General features: G+C 66.5%; 18 protein-coding genes. 13 read left to right on the top strand and 5 right to left on the bottom strand.

Going from position 1 to position 16721, the window contains the following annotated elements; genetic code table 11:
• Window positions 1-2: 2 nt before the first annotated feature.
• From AABF56_RS09265 to AABF56_RS09245, 5 genes are all read left to right on the top strand, one after another.
• Window positions 3-1202 carry a beta-ketoacyl-ACP synthase gene (locus AABF56_RS09265; protein ID WP_272805699.1) on the top strand — a complete coding sequence of 400 codons (1200 nt, stop codon included), beginning with the start codon at window positions 3-5 and terminating at the stop codon, window positions 1200-1202.
• Between the two features lie 9 nt (window positions 1203-1211).
• Window positions 1212-2498 carry a beta-ketoacyl-ACP synthase gene (locus AABF56_RS09260; protein WP_272805698.1) on the top strand — a complete coding sequence of 429 codons (1287 nt, stop codon included), beginning with the start codon at window positions 1212-1214 and terminating at the stop codon, window positions 2496-2498.
• Window positions 2499-2511: 13 nt separating this feature from the next.
• On the top strand, window positions 2512-3540 hold the full coding sequence (locus AABF56_RS09255) for a zinc-binding dehydrogenase (RefSeq protein ID WP_272805697.1): 1029 nt from the start codon (window positions 2512-2514) through the stop codon (window positions 3538-3540).
• Window positions 3541-3550: 10 nt separating this feature from the next.
• Window positions 3551-4480 carry a lipid A biosynthesis lauroyl acyltransferase gene (locus AABF56_RS09250; RefSeq protein WP_272807478.1) on the top strand — a complete coding sequence of 310 codons (930 nt, stop codon included), beginning with the start codon at window positions 3551-3553 and terminating at the stop codon, window positions 4478-4480.
• Between the two features lie 320 nt (window positions 4481-4800).
• A complete protein-coding gene (locus tag AABF56_RS09245; protein ID WP_272805696.1) occupies window positions 4801-5427 on the top strand; it encodes a PAS domain-containing protein in 627 nt (208 codons plus the stop codon).
• 4 nt (window positions 5428-5431) lie between these two features.
• On the opposite strand, the gene AABF56_RS09240 is transcribed toward AABF56_RS09245, so the two are convergent.
• A complete protein-coding gene (locus tag AABF56_RS09240; RefSeq protein WP_272805695.1) occupies window positions 5432-5914 on the bottom strand; it encodes a hemerythrin domain-containing protein in 483 nt (160 codons plus the stop codon).
• A gap of 207 nt (window positions 5915-6121) precedes the next feature.
• Between AABF56_RS09240 and ccoN the strand changes: the two genes are divergently transcribed.
• From ccoN to ccoP, 4 genes are read left to right on the top strand one after another with little or no spacing between them, the layout of a single operon-like run.
• Entirely contained in the window at window positions 6122-7744 is a 1623-nt protein-coding gene (gene ccoN, locus AABF56_RS09235; RefSeq protein WP_244769542.1) for a cytochrome-c oxidase, cbb3-type subunit I, read from the top strand.
• Between the two features lie 10 nt (window positions 7745-7754).
• Complete coding sequence (gene ccoO / locus AABF56_RS09230) at window positions 7755-8486, top strand: cytochrome-c oxidase, cbb3-type subunit II (RefSeq protein ID WP_272805694.1); 732 nt, start codon at window positions 7755-7757, stop codon at window positions 8484-8486.
• An 11-nt stretch (window positions 8487-8497) separates the two neighbouring features.
• Window positions 8498-8650 (top strand): CcoQ/FixQ family Cbb3-type cytochrome c oxidase assembly chaperone, encoded by a 153-nt coding sequence (locus tag AABF56_RS09225; protein WP_064330326.1) that lies wholly within the window; start codon window positions 8498-8500, stop codon window positions 8648-8650.
• Window positions 8651-8652: 2 nt separating this feature from the next.
• A complete protein-coding gene (gene ccoP, locus AABF56_RS09220; protein ID WP_244769544.1) occupies window positions 8653-9516 on the top strand; it encodes a cytochrome-c oxidase, cbb3-type subunit III in 864 nt (287 codons plus the stop codon).
• A 79-nt stretch (window positions 9517-9595) separates the two neighbouring features.
• Here ccoP and AABF56_RS09215 read toward each other — a convergent pair whose 3' ends face one another.
• From AABF56_RS09215 to AABF56_RS09200, 4 genes are all read right to left on the bottom strand, one after another.
• Window positions 9596-10333, bottom strand: a complete 738-nt coding sequence (locus AABF56_RS09215) for a GGDEF domain-containing protein (protein ID WP_272805693.1) — start codon at window positions 10331-10333, stop codon at window positions 9596-9598.
• A 119-nt stretch (window positions 10334-10452) separates the two neighbouring features.
• Window positions 10453-10809, bottom strand: coding sequence for a VOC family protein (locus tag AABF56_RS09210; RefSeq protein ID WP_244769546.1), 357 nt, complete (start codon window positions 10807-10809; stop codon window positions 10453-10455).
• Entirely contained in the window at window positions 10806-11222 is a 417-nt protein-coding gene (locus AABF56_RS09205; protein ID WP_272805692.1) for an SRPBCC family protein, read from the bottom strand. The genes AABF56_RS09210 and AABF56_RS09205 overlap by 4 nt, the downstream gene beginning before the upstream one ends.
• A gap of 64 nt (window positions 11223-11286) precedes the next feature.
• A complete protein-coding gene (locus tag AABF56_RS09200; RefSeq protein ID WP_272805691.1) occupies window positions 11287-12042 on the bottom strand; it encodes a helix-turn-helix domain-containing protein in 756 nt (251 codons plus the stop codon).
• A 120-nt stretch (window positions 12043-12162) separates the two neighbouring features.
• Between AABF56_RS09200 and ccoG the strand changes: the two genes are divergently transcribed.
• From ccoG to ccoS, 4 genes are read left to right on the top strand one after another with little or no spacing between them, the layout of a single operon-like run.
• Entirely contained in the window at window positions 12163-13734 is a 1572-nt protein-coding gene (ccoG, locus tag AABF56_RS09195) for a cytochrome c oxidase accessory protein CcoG (RefSeq protein WP_272805690.1), read from the top strand.
• Window positions 13734-14231, top strand: coding sequence for a FixH family protein (locus AABF56_RS09190; protein ID WP_272805689.1), 498 nt, complete (start codon window positions 13734-13736; stop codon window positions 14229-14231). The genes ccoG and AABF56_RS09190 overlap by 1 nt, the downstream gene beginning before the upstream one ends.
• A complete protein-coding gene (locus AABF56_RS09185) occupies window positions 14228-16516 on the top strand; it encodes a cation-translocating P-type ATPase (protein WP_272805688.1) in 2289 nt (762 codons plus the stop codon). Before AABF56_RS09190 ends, AABF56_RS09185 begins: the two co-directional genes overlap by 4 nt.
• Window positions 16513-16668: a cbb3-type cytochrome oxidase assembly protein CcoS gene (gene ccoS, locus AABF56_RS09180; RefSeq protein ID WP_064330319.1), complete on the top strand. Its 156-nt coding sequence runs from the start codon at window positions 16513-16515 to the stop codon at window positions 16666-16668. The genes AABF56_RS09185 and ccoS overlap by 4 nt, the downstream gene beginning before the upstream one ends.
• Window positions 16669-16721: the final 53 nt, after the last annotated feature.

The raw sequence follows: 16721 nt of genomic DNA, 5'->3' as shown, positions 1-16721 counted from the left end.
GCATGGCGAAGGCGAACAACGATGTGGTGATCACCGGCGTCGGCATCGTCACCTGTCAGGGTGTCGGGGCGGCGGCGCATGTGGAGATCCTTGGCGGCGCGGGCGCGCCGGCGCTGAAGATCGAGACGGAGCGCTTCGCGCCCTATCCGGTGCACCCGATGCCGGAGATCGACTGGAACCAGCAGATCACCAAGCGCGGCGACCAGCGCCAGATGGAGAACTGGCAGCGCCTCGGCGTGTTCACCGCGGGCCTTGCGCTCGACGATGCCGGCTTCAAGGATGATGCGGACGCCTGCGGCACGATGGACATGATCGTGGCGGCCGGCGGCGGCGAGCGCGATATCGCGGTCGATTCGCTGATCGTCGACGAGGGCCTGAAGCGCAATGACCGCGAGCGCCTGCTCAACGAAAAGTTGACTACCGAGCTGCGGCCCACGCTCTTCCTCGCCCAGCTTTCCAACCTGCTCGCCGGCAACATCTCCATCGTCCACAAGGTCACGGGCTCCTCCCGTACCTTCATGGGCGAGGAGGCGGCCGGCATTTCCGCCATCGAGACGGCCTTTCACCGCATCCGCTCCGGCCAGTCGACGCACACGCTCGTCGGCAGCGCGCTGGTGGCCGAGCGACAGGATGTCATCCTGCTTTACGAAGCGATCGGCGCGCATGCGACGGGCGGCTGGACGCCGCTCTGGTCGCGCGACGAGAAGGCCGGCGGCGGCATCGTCACCGGCACGGCCGCGGCCTTCCTCGTGCTGGAATCGCGCGCCCATGCCGAGGCGCGGGGTGCGCGCATCTATGCGACCATCGACGCCATCGGCGGCGACCGCGGCCCGCGGGACGAGGGACGGCTGGAAGCCCGCCTCGAGCGGCTGGCCGAGGGCGCTGCGGCCGGGGCCGGGACCGTGGTCTTCTCCGGCGCGTCCGGCCAGCACGGCCCGACGGCGCGCGAGAAGGCCTGGCTCGACACGCGTTTTGCCGGCAGCCCGGTGCGCGGCTTCAGCGCGGTCACCGGCCAGGCGCTGGAAGCGCAGTTCCCGCTCGGCCTTGCCATCGCCGCCCTGACGCTCGGCGCGGGCGTCAAGGTCGCTCCGTTCGATGCCGCGGCCGAAGCCGCGATGACCGCAGCGGCGAAAAGCGCCGTGGTCACGACGGTCGGCCATGGCCGCGGCGAGGGCGTCGCAATCCTTTCCGCAGAGAAGTAGGAGCCGGCCATGACGAAAGCCGCTTACAGGGATCATCTCGGTCGCCCGATCGTCGCCGTCACGGGCATGGGCGTCATCACCTCGCTGGGGCAGGGCCTCAAGGACAACTGGACCGCGCTCGTCGACGGCGTGTCGGGCATCCACGGCATCACGCGCTTTCCGGTCGACGGGCTGAACACCCGCATTTCCGGCACGGTCGATTTCATCGAGCTGCCCGTCGAGAACCCGGTCGAGCGCTCCTATGCCTATGCCCGCGAGACGGCGGACGAGGCGCTGGCGCAAGCCGGCCTTTCCGGCGATTTCGGCGGTCCGCTCTTCCTTGCCGCCCCGCCGATCGAGCCGGACTGGCGCGACCGCTTCGCGCTTGCCGACCGCGCCCCGCCGTCGCAGCGTCCGGGCGATGCCTATGACCGCTTCCTTGCGGTGCTGCGTGAAAAGGCCGAACCCGCCCTGCACGAAGCCTGGGCCTTCGGCGCGATCTCCGAACGCCTCGCCGACCGTTTCGGCACCCGCGGGCTGCCCGTCACGCTGTCGACCGCCTGCGCTTCCGGCGCGACGGCCATCCAGCTCGGCGTCGAGGCAATCCGCCAGGGCCGCACCGACCGCGCGCTCACCATCGGCACCGACGGCTCGGTGACGGCCGAGGCGCTGATCCGCTTCGCGCTGCTCTCGGCGCTGTCGACGCAGAACGACCCGCCGACCAAGGCGTCCAAGCCGTTCAGCAAGGATCGCGACGGTTTCGTCATCGCCGAAGGCGCGGCCACACTGGTGCTGGAATCGCTCGAATCCGCCATCGCGCGCGGCGCGAAGGTGCTCGGCATCCTCAAGGGCTGCGGCGAGAAGGCCGATCATTTCCACCGCACCCGTTCCTCGCCGGATGGCGGCCCCGCCATCGCGACGATCCGTGCGGCGCTGGAAGATGCCGGCATCGACGAGAGCGGCATCGGCTATATCAACGCCCACGGCACCTCGACGCCGGAAAACGACAAGATGGAATATCTTTCCATGTCGACGGTCTTCGGCGACACGCTGGCGAATATCCCGGTCTCCTCCAACAAGTCGATGATCGGCCATACGCTGACGGCGGCCGGCGCCGTCGAGGCCGTGTTCTCCATCCAGACCATGCTGACCGGCACCCTGCCGCCGACGATCAACTACACGAACCCCGACCCGGCCATCGTGCTCGACGTCGTGCCGAACGTGAAGCGCGATGCGCGTGTTTCCGCGGTTCTCTCCAACTCCTTCGGCTTCGGCGGCCAGAACGCCAGCCTCGTCATGACGGCCGAACCCGCCTGATAGGAATTTTGCCATGCGCGCCCTCCAGCTTCTCGATGACCGCAAGCTCGAACTCACCGACATCCCGGAGCCGGAGGCGCCCGGCCCCGGCGAGGTGACGCTGCGCGTCAAGGCCGTCGCCCTCAACCATATCGATGTCTGGGGCTGGCGCGGCATGGCCTTTGCCAAGCGCAAGATGCCGCTCGTCATCGGTGCGGAGGCGGCGGGCGTCGTCGAGACGATCGGTCCCGGCGTTGCCAACGTGCTGCCCGGCCAGCTCGTCTCGATCTACGGCGCGCGCACCTGCGGCCTCTGCAAGCCCTGCCGCGAAGGCCGCGACAATCTCTGCGAACATGTCGGCGGCGTGCACGGCTTCCATCTGGATGGTTTCGCGCAGGAGAAGGTCAATCTTCCCGCCCGCCTGCTCGTGCCGGCCCCGCCCGGCGTCGATGCGGTCGGTGCGGCGCTCGCCCCCGTCACCTTCGGCACGGTCGAGCACATGCTGTTCGACAATGCGAAACTCGAATCCGGCGAGACGATCCTCGTCCATGCCGGCGGCTCCGGCGTCGGCACGGCGGCGATCCAGCTCGCCAAGAAGATCGGCTGCACCGTCATCACCACCGTCGGCTCGAACGACAAGATCGAGAAGGCCAAGGCGCTCGGCGCCGACCATGTCATCAACTACCGCGAGGACCGCTTCGAGGGCGTCGTGCGCAAGCTGACCAGGAAGAAGGGCGTCGACGTCGTCTTCGAACATGTCGGCAAGGACACCTGGGCGGGCTCCATGCTCTGCATGAAGCGCGGCGGGCGGCTCGTCACCTGCGGCTCCACCTCCGGCGTTTCCACCGACATGAACCTGATGATGCTGTTCCAGCAGCAATTGAAGCTCTTCGGCTCCTTCGGCTGCCGCATGGAGAACATGGCGAATGCCATGCAGAAGATGGCGCGCGGCATCGTCCATCCGGTCATCGATACCGAAGTGACCTTCGACGGCATCGCGACGGCCCTGGAGCGCATGGAATCGCGCCAGATCTTCGGCAAGATCGTCCTGAAGCTGGATTGACGCCGTGCGGATGATCGTCACACGCCTCGTTCTGGCGCTCAGGAAGTTCAAGCAATGGCTGGTGGCGCAATGCGTCTTCGGCCTGCTCAGCCTTCTGAAGCTCCTGCCGGCGGACGGTGCGATCAACTTCGCCGATCGCGTGGCGCGCTGGATCGGCCCGAGGACGCGCCGCCACACGCTGACGCTCACCAACCTCAGGAACGCCTTTCCGGAAAAGACCGAGGCGGAGATCACGGCGATCGCGCTCGATGCCTGGGGCAATATGGGCCGGCTTGCGGCCGAATATGTCTTTCTCGACCGTCTGTTCGACTTCGATCCCGCGCGCACGGCGCCCGGCCGCATCGAGGTCTCCGGCATTCCGCTCTTCGTGGACCTACGCGACAATCCGCGGCCCTTCATCGTCTTCACCGCGCATACCGGTAATTTCGAGCTCCTGCCGGTCGCCGGCGCCGCCTTCGGGCTGGACGTGACGGTGCTCTTCCGGCCGCCGAACAACCCCTATGTCGCGGAAAGGGTCTTCGAATTCCGCCGTGAACGCATGGGGCACCTGGTGCCCTCCCATGCCGGCTCGTCCTTCACGCTTGCCCGCAAGCTGGAGGCGGGCGGCCCGGTCGGCGTGCTGGTCGACCAGAAGTTCAACAAGGGGCTGCACACGACGTTCTTCGGCCGGAAGGTGCAGACCAACCCGTTGCTTGCCAAGCTGGTGCGCCAGTTCGATTGCGAGGTCTATCCCGCGCGCTGCATCCGCCTGCCGGGCAACCGCTACCGCCTGGAACTGGAACCGGCGATGGACATTCCCCGCAAGGAGAACGGCGCCGTCGATGTCGATGCGACCGCGCAGATACTGAACGACAAGGTCGAGCAGTGGGTGCGCGAATATCCGGGCCAATGGCTGTGGTATCATGACCGCTGGAATATCAAGCGCGGCCTTATTACTTGATTGCTTACTATTCTTTCTTGCCTTGCGAAACCTGAATACGTTCAGCTTCCCGATTTACGCGAATTTTATCGAATTTTGGGTTTGACATCCTCCCGTTCGCTGTTACCATTTTGCTAATGTAAGCGCTTTTGGCGGCATATTTGGGAAGGTAACGGTCAAATTCTATCGGGCTTTGGACAGTTTAAATAATGTAGTGGTGCAATTGCTGTACATTTCAGCAATTCGGGGAGCATGAATTGAAAGCTCTTGTAGAGTTGTTCTGGTTTAAGTATTCACAACTCCAGCATGCCGTGAGGACGGGAAACGACAGGCTCGTTTCGATGCTGGACAAGGAAATCGAGCCGGCGCTTGCCGCCGTGCTGCAAAAGGAGGCGAGCGACGCTTCCGAACTCCGTTCTCAGTTCCAGTTCGTGGTGGATCTCCTGCGGGAGGAGGCGGACGACAAGACCTGCGTGCTCCGGCAGGCCCATCATTTCAAGCTGCTGATGGATCGTTACTTCGGGACGGAAGAGGCCGTCGCGCCGTTCCGCATGGGCATGCCGGAGGTCACGCGTCCCGCCGCCGCGCCGCGCGTGGCGGAGGACGGGCTGCTCAACGAGGCGATCCTCGACAGCCTTCCCGACCGTGTCGCCGTGATCACGACGGACTACCGCTACCTCTATTCCAACCCGCTCAATGCCGAGCGTTTCAGCGAAAAGCCCATCGACCTCGTCGGCCGGCACATCGTGGAGTTCATCGGCGTGCAGCGTTTCGAGAGCCGCGTGAAGCGCAATCTCGACCATTGCTTTGCCGGGGACGTGGTGGAGTATGACTATGTTTCCCCGCGCCGGGGCGAGGTGGTCACGCGTTGCCGCATGACGCCCTGCATGTCGGCGGCCGGCAACGTGCTCGGCGCCATCCTCGTCCTTCAGGAGACGGCACGGTCCCAGGGACCGCTCGCCGCCTGATCCTTCAGGAGGTGAGGCCGGTGCCGCGCAGCATGAACTGCTGTTCGAAGGCGATGTGGCGCCGGATCGACTCGAAGAAGCCGCGGAGCATGTAGCCCGCGGCTTCCGCGTTCACCGTGCCGTCGCCGCTGCCGAGCCGGGTCAGCGTGTCGGTCAGCTCCTCCGCAAAGCACTCGTCCTCGACATGCTCGAATTTCAGCCGGGCGATGGAATCGATGAGTTCCCGGTCGCCGGAGGCGATGCGCTCCAGCAAGGGGAAGACCGTCTCCTCCTCGTAGCGGTGGATGCCGTTGACCAGCGGAATCAGCGACTTGGCCGCATACATGCATTTCTGCCGGTTGACGTTTGCCGGCAGGCTGTCGGCGATGTCCTCCAGCGCCTCGCAAAGCGTCAGCTGTGCGTTGTGGGCCTTCTTCAACCAGTCCAGCGAAACGGCGTCCGTCGGGCGATCGGAAAGCAGCCGGGCGATCCCTGTATAGTCCGTCATGTCAGTTCCCTCGTTTCGGGAGTGCCGCTGCGTTTCGACGCGCGGCTGCGTCAACCTGTCCCTTGATGCCGCTCGCATCCGGTCTTCGCCTTGATCCATGTCAAGGATGCTTCCGGCCGCATCTGCGAAGGCTCAGTCGAGCGCAAGGGCCGATTCCGCGAGGGAACCGGCCGTTGCGGGAAATCGACGAGTTGGGGGATGCCAACGATGAAATTTGTAACGGAAACGATCGTCCTGGCCGTGGGGGCGTTCATCGCGCTGCTCGGCGCGGCGTTTGCCCAGGACAGGCTCTTCGAGGCCCATATGTGGGTCCTCTTCTTCGTGCTGCTTGCCAGCACGCTCTTCATGGTCCGGCGCATCTCCTTCGCGCCGGCCGTCGCGACCAAATCATCGCAGGATGACGAGGGGTATTTCGACGAGGTCGTCAAGTACGGCGTCATCGCGACGGTGTTCTGGGGCGTCGTCGGCTTCCTGGTCGGCGTCGTCGTGGCGCTCCAGCTGGCCTTCCCCGACCTCAACATCGAGCCCTTCCTGAATTTCGGCCGGACGCGCCCGCTGCACACCTCGGCCGTGATCTTCGCCTTCGGGGGCAACGCGCTGATCGCGACGTCCTTCTACGTCGTGCAGCGCACCTCGCGCGCCCGGCTCTTCGGCGGCAATCTCGGCTGGTTCGTGTTCTGGGGCTACCAGCTCTTCATCGTCATGGCCGCCACCGGCTACCTGCTCGGCATCACGCAGAGCCGGGAATATGCCGAGCCGGAATGGTATGTCGATATCTGGCTCACCATCGTCTGGGTCGCCTATCTGATCGCCTTCCTCGGCACGATCATGACGCGCAAGGAGCCGCACATCTACGTGGCGAACTGGTTCTTCCTGTCGTTCATCGTGACGATCGCCATGCTGCACGTCGTCAACAACCTGGCCGTCCCGGTCTCGTTCCTCGGCGTGAAGAGCTATTCGGCCTTCTCCGGCGTGCAGGATGCGCTGACGCAGTGGTGGTACGGCCACAACGCCGTGGGCTTCTTCCTGACGGCCGGCTTCCTCGGCATGATGTACTACTTCATCCCCAAGCAGGTGAACCGTCCGGTCTATTCCTACCGCCTGTCGATCATCCACTTCTGGGCCCTGATCTTCATGTATATCTGGGCCGGCCCGCACCACCTGCACTATACGGCGCTGCCCGACTGGGCGCAGACGCTCGGCATGGTCTTCTCGATCATGCTCTGGATGCCCTCGTGGGGCGGCATGATCAACGGCCTGATGACGCTCTCGGGCGCCTGGGACAAGATCCGCACCGATCCGATCGTGCGCATGATGGTCATGGCCGTCGCCTTCTACGGCATGGCGACCTTCGAAGGCCCGATGATGTCGATCAAGTCGGTCAACTCGCTCAGCCACTATACGGACTGGACCATCGGCCACGTGCATTCGGGCGCGCTCGGCTGGAACGGCCTCATCACCTTCGGCGCGATCTACTTCCTCGTCCCGAAGCTGTGGAAGCGCGAGCGGCTCTATTCGATCCGCATGGTCAACTGGCATTTCTGGCTCGCCACCCTCGGCATCGTCGTCTACGCCGCCGTCATGTGGGTCGCCGGCATCCAGCAGGGCCTGATGTGGCGCGAATACGACGAGCAGGGCTTCCTGGTCTATTCGTTCGCCGAAACGATCGCCGCCATGTTCCCGTACTACGTGCTGCGTGCCGCCGGCGGTGGGCTGTTCCTCCTTGGGGCGCTCATCATGGCCTACAACGTGACCATGACAATCCTCGGCTACCAGCGTGACGAGGCCCCGATCCCGGGCGCCGCGCCGAAGCTGCAGCCGGCCGAATAGGAGGGACCCGATGTCCATTCTTGACAAACACGCGATCCTCGAGCGCAACGCGACGCTTCTGCTCGTCGGCTCGCTCTTCGTGGTCACCATCGGCGGCATCGTCGAGATCGCCCCGCTGTTCTACCTGGAAAACACCATCGAGAAGGTGGAGGGCATGCGGCCTTATTCGCCGCTGGAGCTTGCCGGTCGCGACATCTACATCCGCGAGGGCTGCTACACCTGTCATAGCCAGATGATCCGGCCGTTCCGCGACGAGGTGGAGCGCTACGGGCATTATTCGCTGGCGGCGGAATCGATGTACGACCATCCGTTCCAGTGGGGCTCCAAGCGCACCGGCCCGGACCTTGCCCGCGTGGGTGACCGCTACTCGAACGAATGGCACGTCCAGCACCTGATCGAGCCGCGCTCGGTCGTGCCGGAATCGGTGATGCCGAGCTATTCCTTCCTCAAGGACACGCGGCTGGAGGTGAAGAACGTCGCGATGCACCTGTCGGCCAACCGCGCGGTCGGCGTGCCCTATACGGACGAGATGCTCGAAAACGCCGAGGCCGACCTCAAGGCGCAGGCCGACCCCAATGCCGATACGTCCGGTATGGAGGCCCGCTACCCGAAGGCCAAGCTCGGCGATTTCGACGGCGATCCGGCAAGGCTCACCGAAATGGACGCGCTCGTCGCCTATCTGCAGATGCTCGGCACGCTGGTGGACTTCTCCACCTATGACGACGCCGCCGGTTACCGCTGAGGAGGACGCCCATGGAAACCTATACCGCCATGCGGCACTTCGCCGACAGCTGGGGACTGCTCGCCATGACGCTGTTCTTCCTTGCCGTCGTCGTCTTCACCCTTCGCCCCGGCGCCCGCAAGGCCGCCGAACGGGCCGCTGAAATCCCTCTCAAGGAGGACTGATCATGGCCGAGAAGCATATTGACGAAATCTCGGGCGTCGAAACCACCGGCCACGAATGGGACGGCATCCGCGAACTGAACAACCCAATGCCGCGCTGGTGGGTCTGGACGTTCTACGCCACGATCGTCTGGGCGATCGGCTATACGATCGCCTTTCCGGCCTGGCCGCTGATCTCCGATGCGACGACCGGCATGCTCGGCTGGTCGAGCCGCGCCAATGTCGCCGTCGAGCTTGCCGAGGCCAAGCAGGCGCAGGCCGGCTTCGTCGACCGCATCGCCAAATCCTCCCTGCAGGAGATCATGGCCGACCCGCAGCTCTCGCAGTTCGCGATCGCCGGCGGCGCCTCGGCCTTCAAGGTCAACTGCGCCCAGTGCCACGGTTCGGGCGCGGCCGGCGCGGCGGGCTTCCCCAACCTCAACGACGACGACTGGGTCTGGGGCGGCACGGTGGACGACATCTACCACACGATCGCCCACGGCATCCGCCATGCCGGCGACGACGAGACCCGCATCTCGGACATGCCGGCCTATGGCGATATCCTCCAGCCGGAGGAGATCAAGCAGGTCGCGGCCTATGTCGTCAGCCTGACGGGCACGCCGTCGGATGCCGGCCTCGTCGAGCCCGGCAAGCAGATCTTCGCCGACAACTGCGCCGCCTGCCATGGCGATGACGCCAGGGGCAACCGCGAGATGGGCGCCCCGAACCTTGCCGACGCCATCTGGCTGAAGGGCGAGGGCGAGGCCGCCATCGCCCAGCAGGTCCGTTCGCCGAAGCACGGCGTCATGCCCGCCTGGCTTCCCCGCCTCGGCGATCCGGCCGTCAAGCAGCTTGCCGTCTTCGTGCATTCGCTGGGCGGCGGCGAGTAGGCGCCGGTTCTCTCAAACGACGAAGGCCGCGGAAACCGCGGCCTTTTCTTTTTTGGCAATCCGGCTGGCGGCGCGGCGCTCAGGCGACGACGGTGTTCCGGCCCATCGATTTCGCCCGGTAGAGGTTGCGGTCGGCGGCGGCGAGCGCCTCGACGGGATCGAAGCGTGGCGCGCAATGGAAGACGCCGATGCTGATGCCGAGCGCGATCCGCAGGCCCGACGGCGCGTGCAGGTCGATCGCCTCCACTGCCTCGCGGATCGTCTGGGAATGGTCGAGCATGTGCGCCGGCGTAGCCTCGTCGAGGAAGACGGCGAATTCCTCGCCGCCCAGCCGGCCGACAAGGTCGTTCCTGCCCGCAAGGTCGCGCAGCACCGCCCCGACGAGGCGCAGCGCGTCGTCGCCTGCGGCATGGCCGAAACGGTCGTTGACGGACTTGAAGTGATCGAGGTCGAGGAAGAGCAGGCCGCCGGAACGGCCGCCGTGGCCGCGGGCGTGGAGTTCGGCCATGAAGGTCGCGCGGTTAAGCACGCCCGTCAGCGCGTCGCGCTGTGCCTGGTGCTTGAGGCGGGCATAGGCCTCGGCAAGTTCGTCCTTCGCGCGGGCAAGGGCGGCATTGGCGGCGCGCAGCCGGTCCGCCTGGTAGAAATGCAGGGCCGAGACGGGAATGGAGATGGCGATCGGGCAGGCGATCGTCATGACGAGCCCGGCGCCCGCCACCTCGCCGCCCATGAGGGGTACGAAGGCGAAGCTGATGGCGAGGGATGCCAGGGTCGAGAGAGCGCCGACCGCCAATGCCTTGCCGAGGATTTTGTACATGGAGAGAGCCCGCGTGCCTTTTTGATCGCGGACCCTGACTAGGAGCGTCTTATTGAAAAAGCCTGAATTCGTTCGGTAAAAGGCGCTCGGCCGTTCACATTGACGTTACGGCAGGCACATCAGCGGTCGGACCAGACCGCCAGTTCGTAGCCGTCGGGGTCCGTGAACTGGAAGCGCCGGCCGCCGGGAAAGTCGAAGATCGGCTTGACGATCGTCCCGCCGGCCGCCGTCACCCGCTCCAGCACCTCTTCCAGCGCATCGGCAAAGAGGATGACGAGCGGGCCGCCTTTGGCGTTGACCGGGGCGAGCGTCGTAAAGCCGCCGGTGAGGCGGCCGTCCTGGAACTCGCAGTATTGCGGGCCGTAGTCGGTGAAGGTCCAGCCGAAGGCGCCGCCGTAGAAGGCCTTGCTGGCCGCGATGTCCGCGACGTTGAACTCGATATAGTCGATCTTGCGATCCGCGCCCCTGGTGCTCATTCCTGCACGTCCCTTTCTTCCATCAGTCTCGCCAGCGTCTCGAGGTCCTGCGCTATATGCGCCGCATCCCGTTCGAAGGCTTCATCGTCCATATCCGGTTGCCGCAGCAGCAGGAACATCACCTCCGCGCCATCGCCGTTCGGTGCGATGCGCAGCGCATTGTCCACCACCCGCCCGTCCGGCAGCGTCACCCGGTGGTCGATGACGCCGAAATCGTTGGGCGGGGCGAAGCGCACGCGCACATTGCCGATCGGCCCGCCATCGGCGATCCAGTCCTCTCCGTCGCGCGTCAGCCCGGCGGCAAGGCCCGAGGCCCAGAGCGGCATGTTTTCCGGCCGGGCGGCAAAGGCGTGGACGGCGCGCCAGTCGCGCCGGATGGTGCGGTGGATGATACGGGCGGGCAGGGTGGTCATCGGTTTTCTCCATTCGGTGCCACGATACGCGGTCCCGCACCGAAGTCTTGAACAAAACGGACAGTCAGCCGCGCATCTGCCGCCGGATCTCGCCGGGTGTCAGGCTGGTCAGCGCCAGCACCTCCCGGTTCATGTGCGCCTGGTCGGCAAAGCCGGCATCGGCGGCAAGGCCGGCAAGGGAAGCGCCGGGCCTTGCGATCCGGCCGAGCAGGTCCTGCAGCCGGAGGATGCGGGCCAGCGTCTTCGGCCCGTAGCCGAACTCGGCGATGCTCATGCGCCGCAGCGTGCGCGCCGTCACGCCGATCTCGGCGGCGATGGCGTCCGGCGGCCGGCTTGCGGCGAGCGCATGCAGAGCCGTGGCATCGGGCCGCGAGGCAGGAAGCTCTCCCATCCCGGCTGCGAAAAGCGCCTGAAGAAGCCGCAGCCTTTGCAGCGGGCCCGAGGCCGCAAGCAGGCGGTCGTGGTGGGTGATCAGCCCGTGCGCGCGGATATCGGCGAGAGGCACGACCTTGCCGGTCAGCGCGTCGAGGTCGCAGCGCAGCAGGTGGCGCGCGATGCCGGGCCGCAGGCGCAGCCCGAGGATCGTCTCGCCCGGCCGGAGCCTTGGAAAGGCGGCCGTGCGGTCCGGCCCGGCAACGAGAAAGCCCTCATCCGTCCACAGCAGGTCGACGCAGCCATCCGGTACGACGGCGATGCGTGCGGCGGGCGGGCCCTCCGGCGCACGATGCATCCAGCTGCAGCGGATGACGGCCGAGAGCGCGCCGGCCGCGGCATATTCGCGGTAGTCGCCGTAGCGCTTGGCCAGGATGGTCTCCGTCATCGTGTCCTCTCCGTGCGGCAACCCGCCACGCCCTGCCATTTCCGAAACTTGACGTAGATCAACGATGGAGGCCGTCGTTGGCGTCATTGTGCCGGCACAACGACAGGTGCGGCCGACGACATGCAGCAGAATACCACGACGATCTACAATTCCATCGAGCGCCATGAGGCGGAACCCGTCAACTCGGCGAAGGTTCGCAAGCCGCTCTATGAAAAGCGCAAGAAGATCTTCCCCAAACGGGCGGAAGGCCGCTTCCGGCAGTTCAAGTGGCTGGTGATGCTGATCACGCTCGGCATCTACTACCTGACGCCGTGGATCCGCTGGGACCGTGGGCCGCATGCGCCGGACCAGGCCGTGCTCATCGACCTTGCCGGCCGCCGCTTCTATTTCTTCTTCATCGAGATCTGGCCGCAGGAATTCTTCTTCGTCGCCGGGCTGCTCGTCATGGCGGGCTTCGGGCTGTTCCTCGTCACCTCGGCCGTCGGGCGCGCCTGGTGCGGCTATGCCTGTCCGCAGACCGTCTGGGTCGATCTCTTCCTCGTCGTCGAACGGGCGATCGAGGGTGACCGCAATGCGCGCATGAAGCTCGATGCCGGGCCGTGGACGCTGGCCAAGATCTGGAAGCGCGTCAGCAAGCACGCCGTCTGGCTGGTGATCGCGGTGGCGACGGGCGGCGCCTGGATCTTCTACTTCGCCGATGCGCCGACGCTGCTCGTCAATTTCGCGACGCTCAAGGCGCCGCCGGTCGCCTATATCACCGTCGCCATCCTGACCGCGACCACCTACATTTTCGGCGGGCTGATGCGCGAGCAGGTCTGCACCTATATGTGCCCCTGGCCGCGTATCCAGGCGGCGATGCTCGACGAGAGCTCGCTGGTCGTCACCTACAACGACTGGCGCGGCGAGCCGCGCACCCGCCATGCCAAGAAGGCGATCGCCGCCGGCGAGAGCGTCGGCGACTGCGTCGACTGCAATGCCTGCGTCGTCGTCTGTCCCATGGGCATCGACATCCGCGACGGCCAGCAGCTCGAATGCATCACCTGCGCGCTGTGCATCGATGCCTGCGACAACGTGATGGACAAGATCGGCAAGGAGCGCGGCCTCATCGCCTATGCCACGCTGTCGGACTATTCGGCCAACATGGCGCTCGCCACCGCCGGCGGCACCGTGCCGGTGGATCCGAAGCGCGTGCGCGGTGCCGACGGCGCCTTCGACGGCAAGATCCGGCACTTCGACTGGCGCATCATCTTCCGCCCGCGCACGCTGCTCTATTTCGGCGTCTGGTCGCTGGCGGGCCTGGCGCTGCTTTTCGCGCTGCTTTCGCGCGACCGGCTGGACCTCAACGTCATCCACGACCGCAATCCGCAGTTCGTCGTCGAATCGGACGGCTCGGTCCGCAACGGCTACGCGGTGAAGCTGCTCAACATGATCCCCGAGCCGCGCGTCATCACCGTGTCGATCGAGGGCATGCCCGGCGCGACGATGAAGATCGCCGGCCATGACAGCGCCGACGGCCGCAGCGTCGACGTGCCGGCCGATCCGGACAAGGTGACGGCGCTGCGTGTTTTCGTCACCCTGCCGAAGGATCGGCTTGCAGAAGCGGCCGAAGGCTTCCAGATTATCGCGGAAGACCGGCAGGGCCACGAGCGCGACGTCTATTCCGCCAATTTCAACACGCCGGGAGCAAAGTGATGGCCATGGAACGCAAGGAACAGGGATTCGTCTTCACCGGCTGGCACATGGCGGGCGTCATGGTGCTGTTCTTCGGCACGATCATCACGGTCAACCTGATCATGGCCTGGAATGCCTCGAACAGCTGGAGCGGCCTCGTCGTGCCCAACACCTATGTTGCCAGCCAGCAGTTCAACGGTAAGGTGGCGGAGGCGCGGGCGCTCGCGGCCAGCGGCATCGAGGGCGACCTCACCGTGACGGAAGGCCGCATCGCCTACCGCGTCACCGATGCGAAGGGCGTCCCCCTTGTCGCCGACGACGTCTCGGCGGTCTTCAAGCGGCCCGTCGACGAGCGCAAGGATTTCACGGTCGCACTCGAACCGGCGGGCGAGGGGCTATTCGTGGCCGAGCAGGCGGTGCCGGCCGGCCAGTGGGTCGTCGATATCAGCACGAAGCGGGACGGCGAGAAGGTCTTCCACCAGACCGTGCGCACCGTCGTTGCGGGAGGGTCGAAATGAGCTGCTGCGCACCCGGCACGGAAGGCGCCGTCGAGGCGCAGCGCGCGGCACTGCCCTCCTCGGAGGAGCTGATGCTGGCGAGCCGCCCGGTCGGCGAGGGCCTGCGCCAGAGCGACCTCAGCGTGCCGGGCGTCTATTGCGGTACCTGCATCACCACTGTCGAGGGCGCGCTGAACGCGCTGCCGGCCGTGGAGCGCGCGCGCGTCAACCTCTCCACCCGGCGCGTTTCGGTGGTCTGGAAGGAGGAGGTCGCGGGCCGGCGCACCGATCCGCAGGAGATCGCCGCCGCCATCCGCGCCACGGGTTACGACACGCATCTCTTCTCGCTGGCGGCGGAAGGCGACGACCGGCTGCGCAACCAGCTGATCCGCGCCGTCGCCGTCTCGGGCTTCGCGGCAACGAACATCATGCTGCTTTCGGTCTCCGTCTGGTCGGGTGCCGAGGCCGCGACGCGCGACCTCTTCCACTGGATCTCCGCGCTGATCGCCGGCCCGACGCTGATCTATGCCGGGCGCTTCTTCTACCAGTCGGCCTGGAATGCGCTGTGCCACGGCCGCACCAACATGGACGTGCCCATCGCGCTCGCCATCACGCTCTCCTATGTCGTCTCGCTCTGGGAGACGCTGCACAGCGCCGAGCACGCCTGGTTCGACGCCACGGTGAGCCTGCTCTTCTTCCTGCTCATCGGCCGCACGCTCGACCACGTCATGCGCGACCGCGCCCGCTCGGCCATCACCGGCCTTGCCCGCCTTTCGCCGCGCGGGGCGATGGTCATCCGGCCGGACGGCAGCCGCGACTACCGGCCCGTCGAGGAGATCGCCGTCGGCGAACACCTTTCCATTGCCGCCGGCGAGCGCATCCCGGTCGATTGCCGCGTGCTTTCGGGCGCAAGCGACATCGACCGCTCGATCGTCAACGGCGAGAGCGATCCCTTCGCCGCCGGGCCGGGCACGCGGCTGGAAGCGGGCGCGATGAACCTCACCGGTTCGCTCACCGTCGAGGCCGTCGCCACGGCGCGCGATTCGTTCCTGTCGGAGGTCATCGGTCTCATGGAGGCCGCCGAAGGGGGAAAGGCCCGCTATCGCCGCATCGCCGACCGCGCCGCGCAGATCTATTCGCCGGCCGTGCACCTGCTGGCGCTCGCCTCCTTCCTCGGCTGGGGTTTTTACGACGGCGACTGGAAGCATGCCATGCTCGTCGCCATCGCGGTGTTGATCATCACCTGCCCCTGCGCGCTCGGCCTTGCCGTGCCGGTGGTGCAGGTGGTGGCCGCGGGGCGCCTGTTTGCCGGCGGCGTGATGGTCAAGGACGGCTCGGCCATGGAGCGCCTTGCCGAGATCGACACCGCCGTCTTCGACAAGACCGGTACCCTGACGCTCGGCAAGCCGCGCCTCGTCGACCGGGAAAGGCTCAACCGCACCCATCTCGCGCTTGCCGCGGCGCTCGCCGCCCATTCGCGCCATCCGCTGTCGATGGCGCTGGCGGGCGCCTGGCCGGGGCCGATGCCGCTTGTCGAAAGCGTGACGGAAGTGGCCGGCGGCGGCCTTCAGGCCGAGACGCCCCAGGGCCTCTATCGCCTCGGCAACCGCGCCTTCGCCGGCGGCGGCGCCGCGGCCGGCGGGGAGGAACACGGGCTTTCCGAGGTCGTGCTCTCGCGCAATGGCAAGGTGCTGGAAACCTTCCGCTTCGAGGATGCCCTGCGGACCGGCGCAGGCGAGGCCGTCGCCACGCTGAAGCGCGCGCATATCGCGATGGCGATCCTCTCCGGCGACCGTGCTCCGGCCGTTGCCCGCATTGCCGGCCTGCTCGGCATTCCCCGCTGGCGCGCGGCGCTGTCGCCCCGGGAAAAGACGGAAGCGGTCGCCGAACGGGCGGCCGCCGGCCACCGCGTGCTGATGGTCGGCGACGGCATCAACGATGCCCCCGCGCTCGCTGCCGCCCACGTCTCCATCGCTCCGGCGACGGCGGCGGATGTCGGCCGGCAGGCGGCGGACTTCGTCTTCCTGCACGAGAGCCTGGAGGCCGTGCCCTTCGCGCACGAGACCGCCTGCCGTGCCGGCCGCCTCATCCGGCAGAATTTCGCGCTCGCCATCGGCTACAATGTTATCGCCGTGCCGATCGCCATCCTCGGCCACGCGACGCCGCTGATCGCCGCCATCGCCATGTCGACATCGTCGATCATCGTCGTGGTGAACTCGCTGCGCCTGCGCGGGCAGATACCGGCCTTCGCCGTGCGGGCGGCGGACGAGGCCCGCCCGCTTGATTCCCTGGTGCGCGCGGCATGAACACGCTGATCTTCCTCATCCCCATCGCGCTCTTCCTCGGCGGGCTCGGGCTCGCCGCCTTCCTCTGGTCTTTGAAGAGCGGGCAGTATGACGATGTCGAGGGCGCCGCCTGGCGCGTCCTCGATGATGGCGACGACAAGCCGCAGCGCTGACGGCACGCCGATATGGGGTCATAGAAACCATGCAAGTGGCGGTGAAAATCCCG

It is taken from the genome of Shinella sp. WSC3-e (genome assembly GCF_945994535.1).
In the GTDB taxonomy this organism is placed as follows: Bacteria; Pseudomonadota; Alphaproteobacteria; order Rhizobiales; family Rhizobiaceae; genus Shinella; species Shinella yambaruensis.
The sequence above is the reverse complement of the archived record's forward strand: the minus strand, read 5'-3'. Positions and strand labels throughout refer to the sequence as shown.

Coding starts and splice junctions, on each gene's coding strand:
- AABF56_RS09265 (WP_272805699.1), top strand. CDS start 3: ATGGCGAAGGCGAACAACGATGTGGTGATCACCGGCGTCGGCATCGTC.
- AABF56_RS09260 (WP_272805698.1), top strand. CDS start 1,212: ATGACGAAAGCCGCTTACAGGGATCATCTCGGTCGCCCGATCGTCGCC.
- AABF56_RS09255 (WP_272805697.1), top strand. CDS start 2,512: ATGCGCGCCCTCCAGCTTCTCGATGACCGCAAGCTCGAACTCACCGAC.
- AABF56_RS09250 (WP_272807478.1), top strand. CDS start 3,551: ATGATCGTCACACGCCTCGTTCTGGCGCTCAGGAAGTTCAAGCAATGG.
- AABF56_RS09245 (WP_272805696.1), top strand. CDS start 4,801: ATGCTGGACAAGGAAATCGAGCCGGCGCTTGCCGCCGTGCTGCAAAAG.
- AABF56_RS09240 (WP_272805695.1), bottom strand. CDS start 5,914: ATGACGGACTATACAGGGATCGCCCGGCTGCTTTCCGATCGCCCGACG.
- ccoN (WP_244769542.1), top strand. CDS start 6,122: ATGAAATTTGTAACGGAAACGATCGTCCTGGCCGTGGGGGCGTTCATC.
- ccoO (WP_272805694.1), top strand. CDS start 7,755: ATGTCCATTCTTGACAAACACGCGATCCTCGAGCGCAACGCGACGCTT.
- AABF56_RS09225 (WP_064330326.1), top strand. CDS start 8,498: ATGGAAACCTATACCGCCATGCGGCACTTCGCCGACAGCTGGGGACTG.
- ccoP (WP_244769544.1), top strand. CDS start 8,653: ATGGCCGAGAAGCATATTGACGAAATCTCGGGCGTCGAAACCACCGGC.
- AABF56_RS09215 (WP_272805693.1), bottom strand. CDS start 10,333: ATGTACAAAATCCTCGGCAAGGCATTGGCGGTCGGCGCTCTCTCGACC.
- AABF56_RS09210 (WP_244769546.1), bottom strand. CDS start 10,809: ATGAGCACCAGGGGCGCGGATCGCAAGATCGACTATATCGAGTTCAAC.
- AABF56_RS09205 (WP_272805692.1), bottom strand. CDS start 11,222: ATGACCACCCTGCCCGCCCGTATCATCCACCGCACCATCCGGCGCGAC.
- AABF56_RS09200 (WP_272805691.1), bottom strand. CDS start 12,042: ATGACGGAGACCATCCTGGCCAAGCGCTACGGCGACTACCGCGAATAT.
- ccoG (WP_272805690.1), top strand. CDS start 12,163: ATGCAGCAGAATACCACGACGATCTACAATTCCATCGAGCGCCATGAG.
- AABF56_RS09190 (WP_272805689.1), top strand. CDS start 13,734: ATGGCCATGGAACGCAAGGAACAGGGATTCGTCTTCACCGGCTGGCAC.
- AABF56_RS09185 (WP_272805688.1), top strand. CDS start 14,228: ATGAGCTGCTGCGCACCCGGCACGGAAGGCGCCGTCGAGGCGCAGCGC.
- ccoS (WP_064330319.1), top strand. CDS start 16,513: ATGAACACGCTGATCTTCCTCATCCCCATCGCGCTCTTCCTCGGCGGG.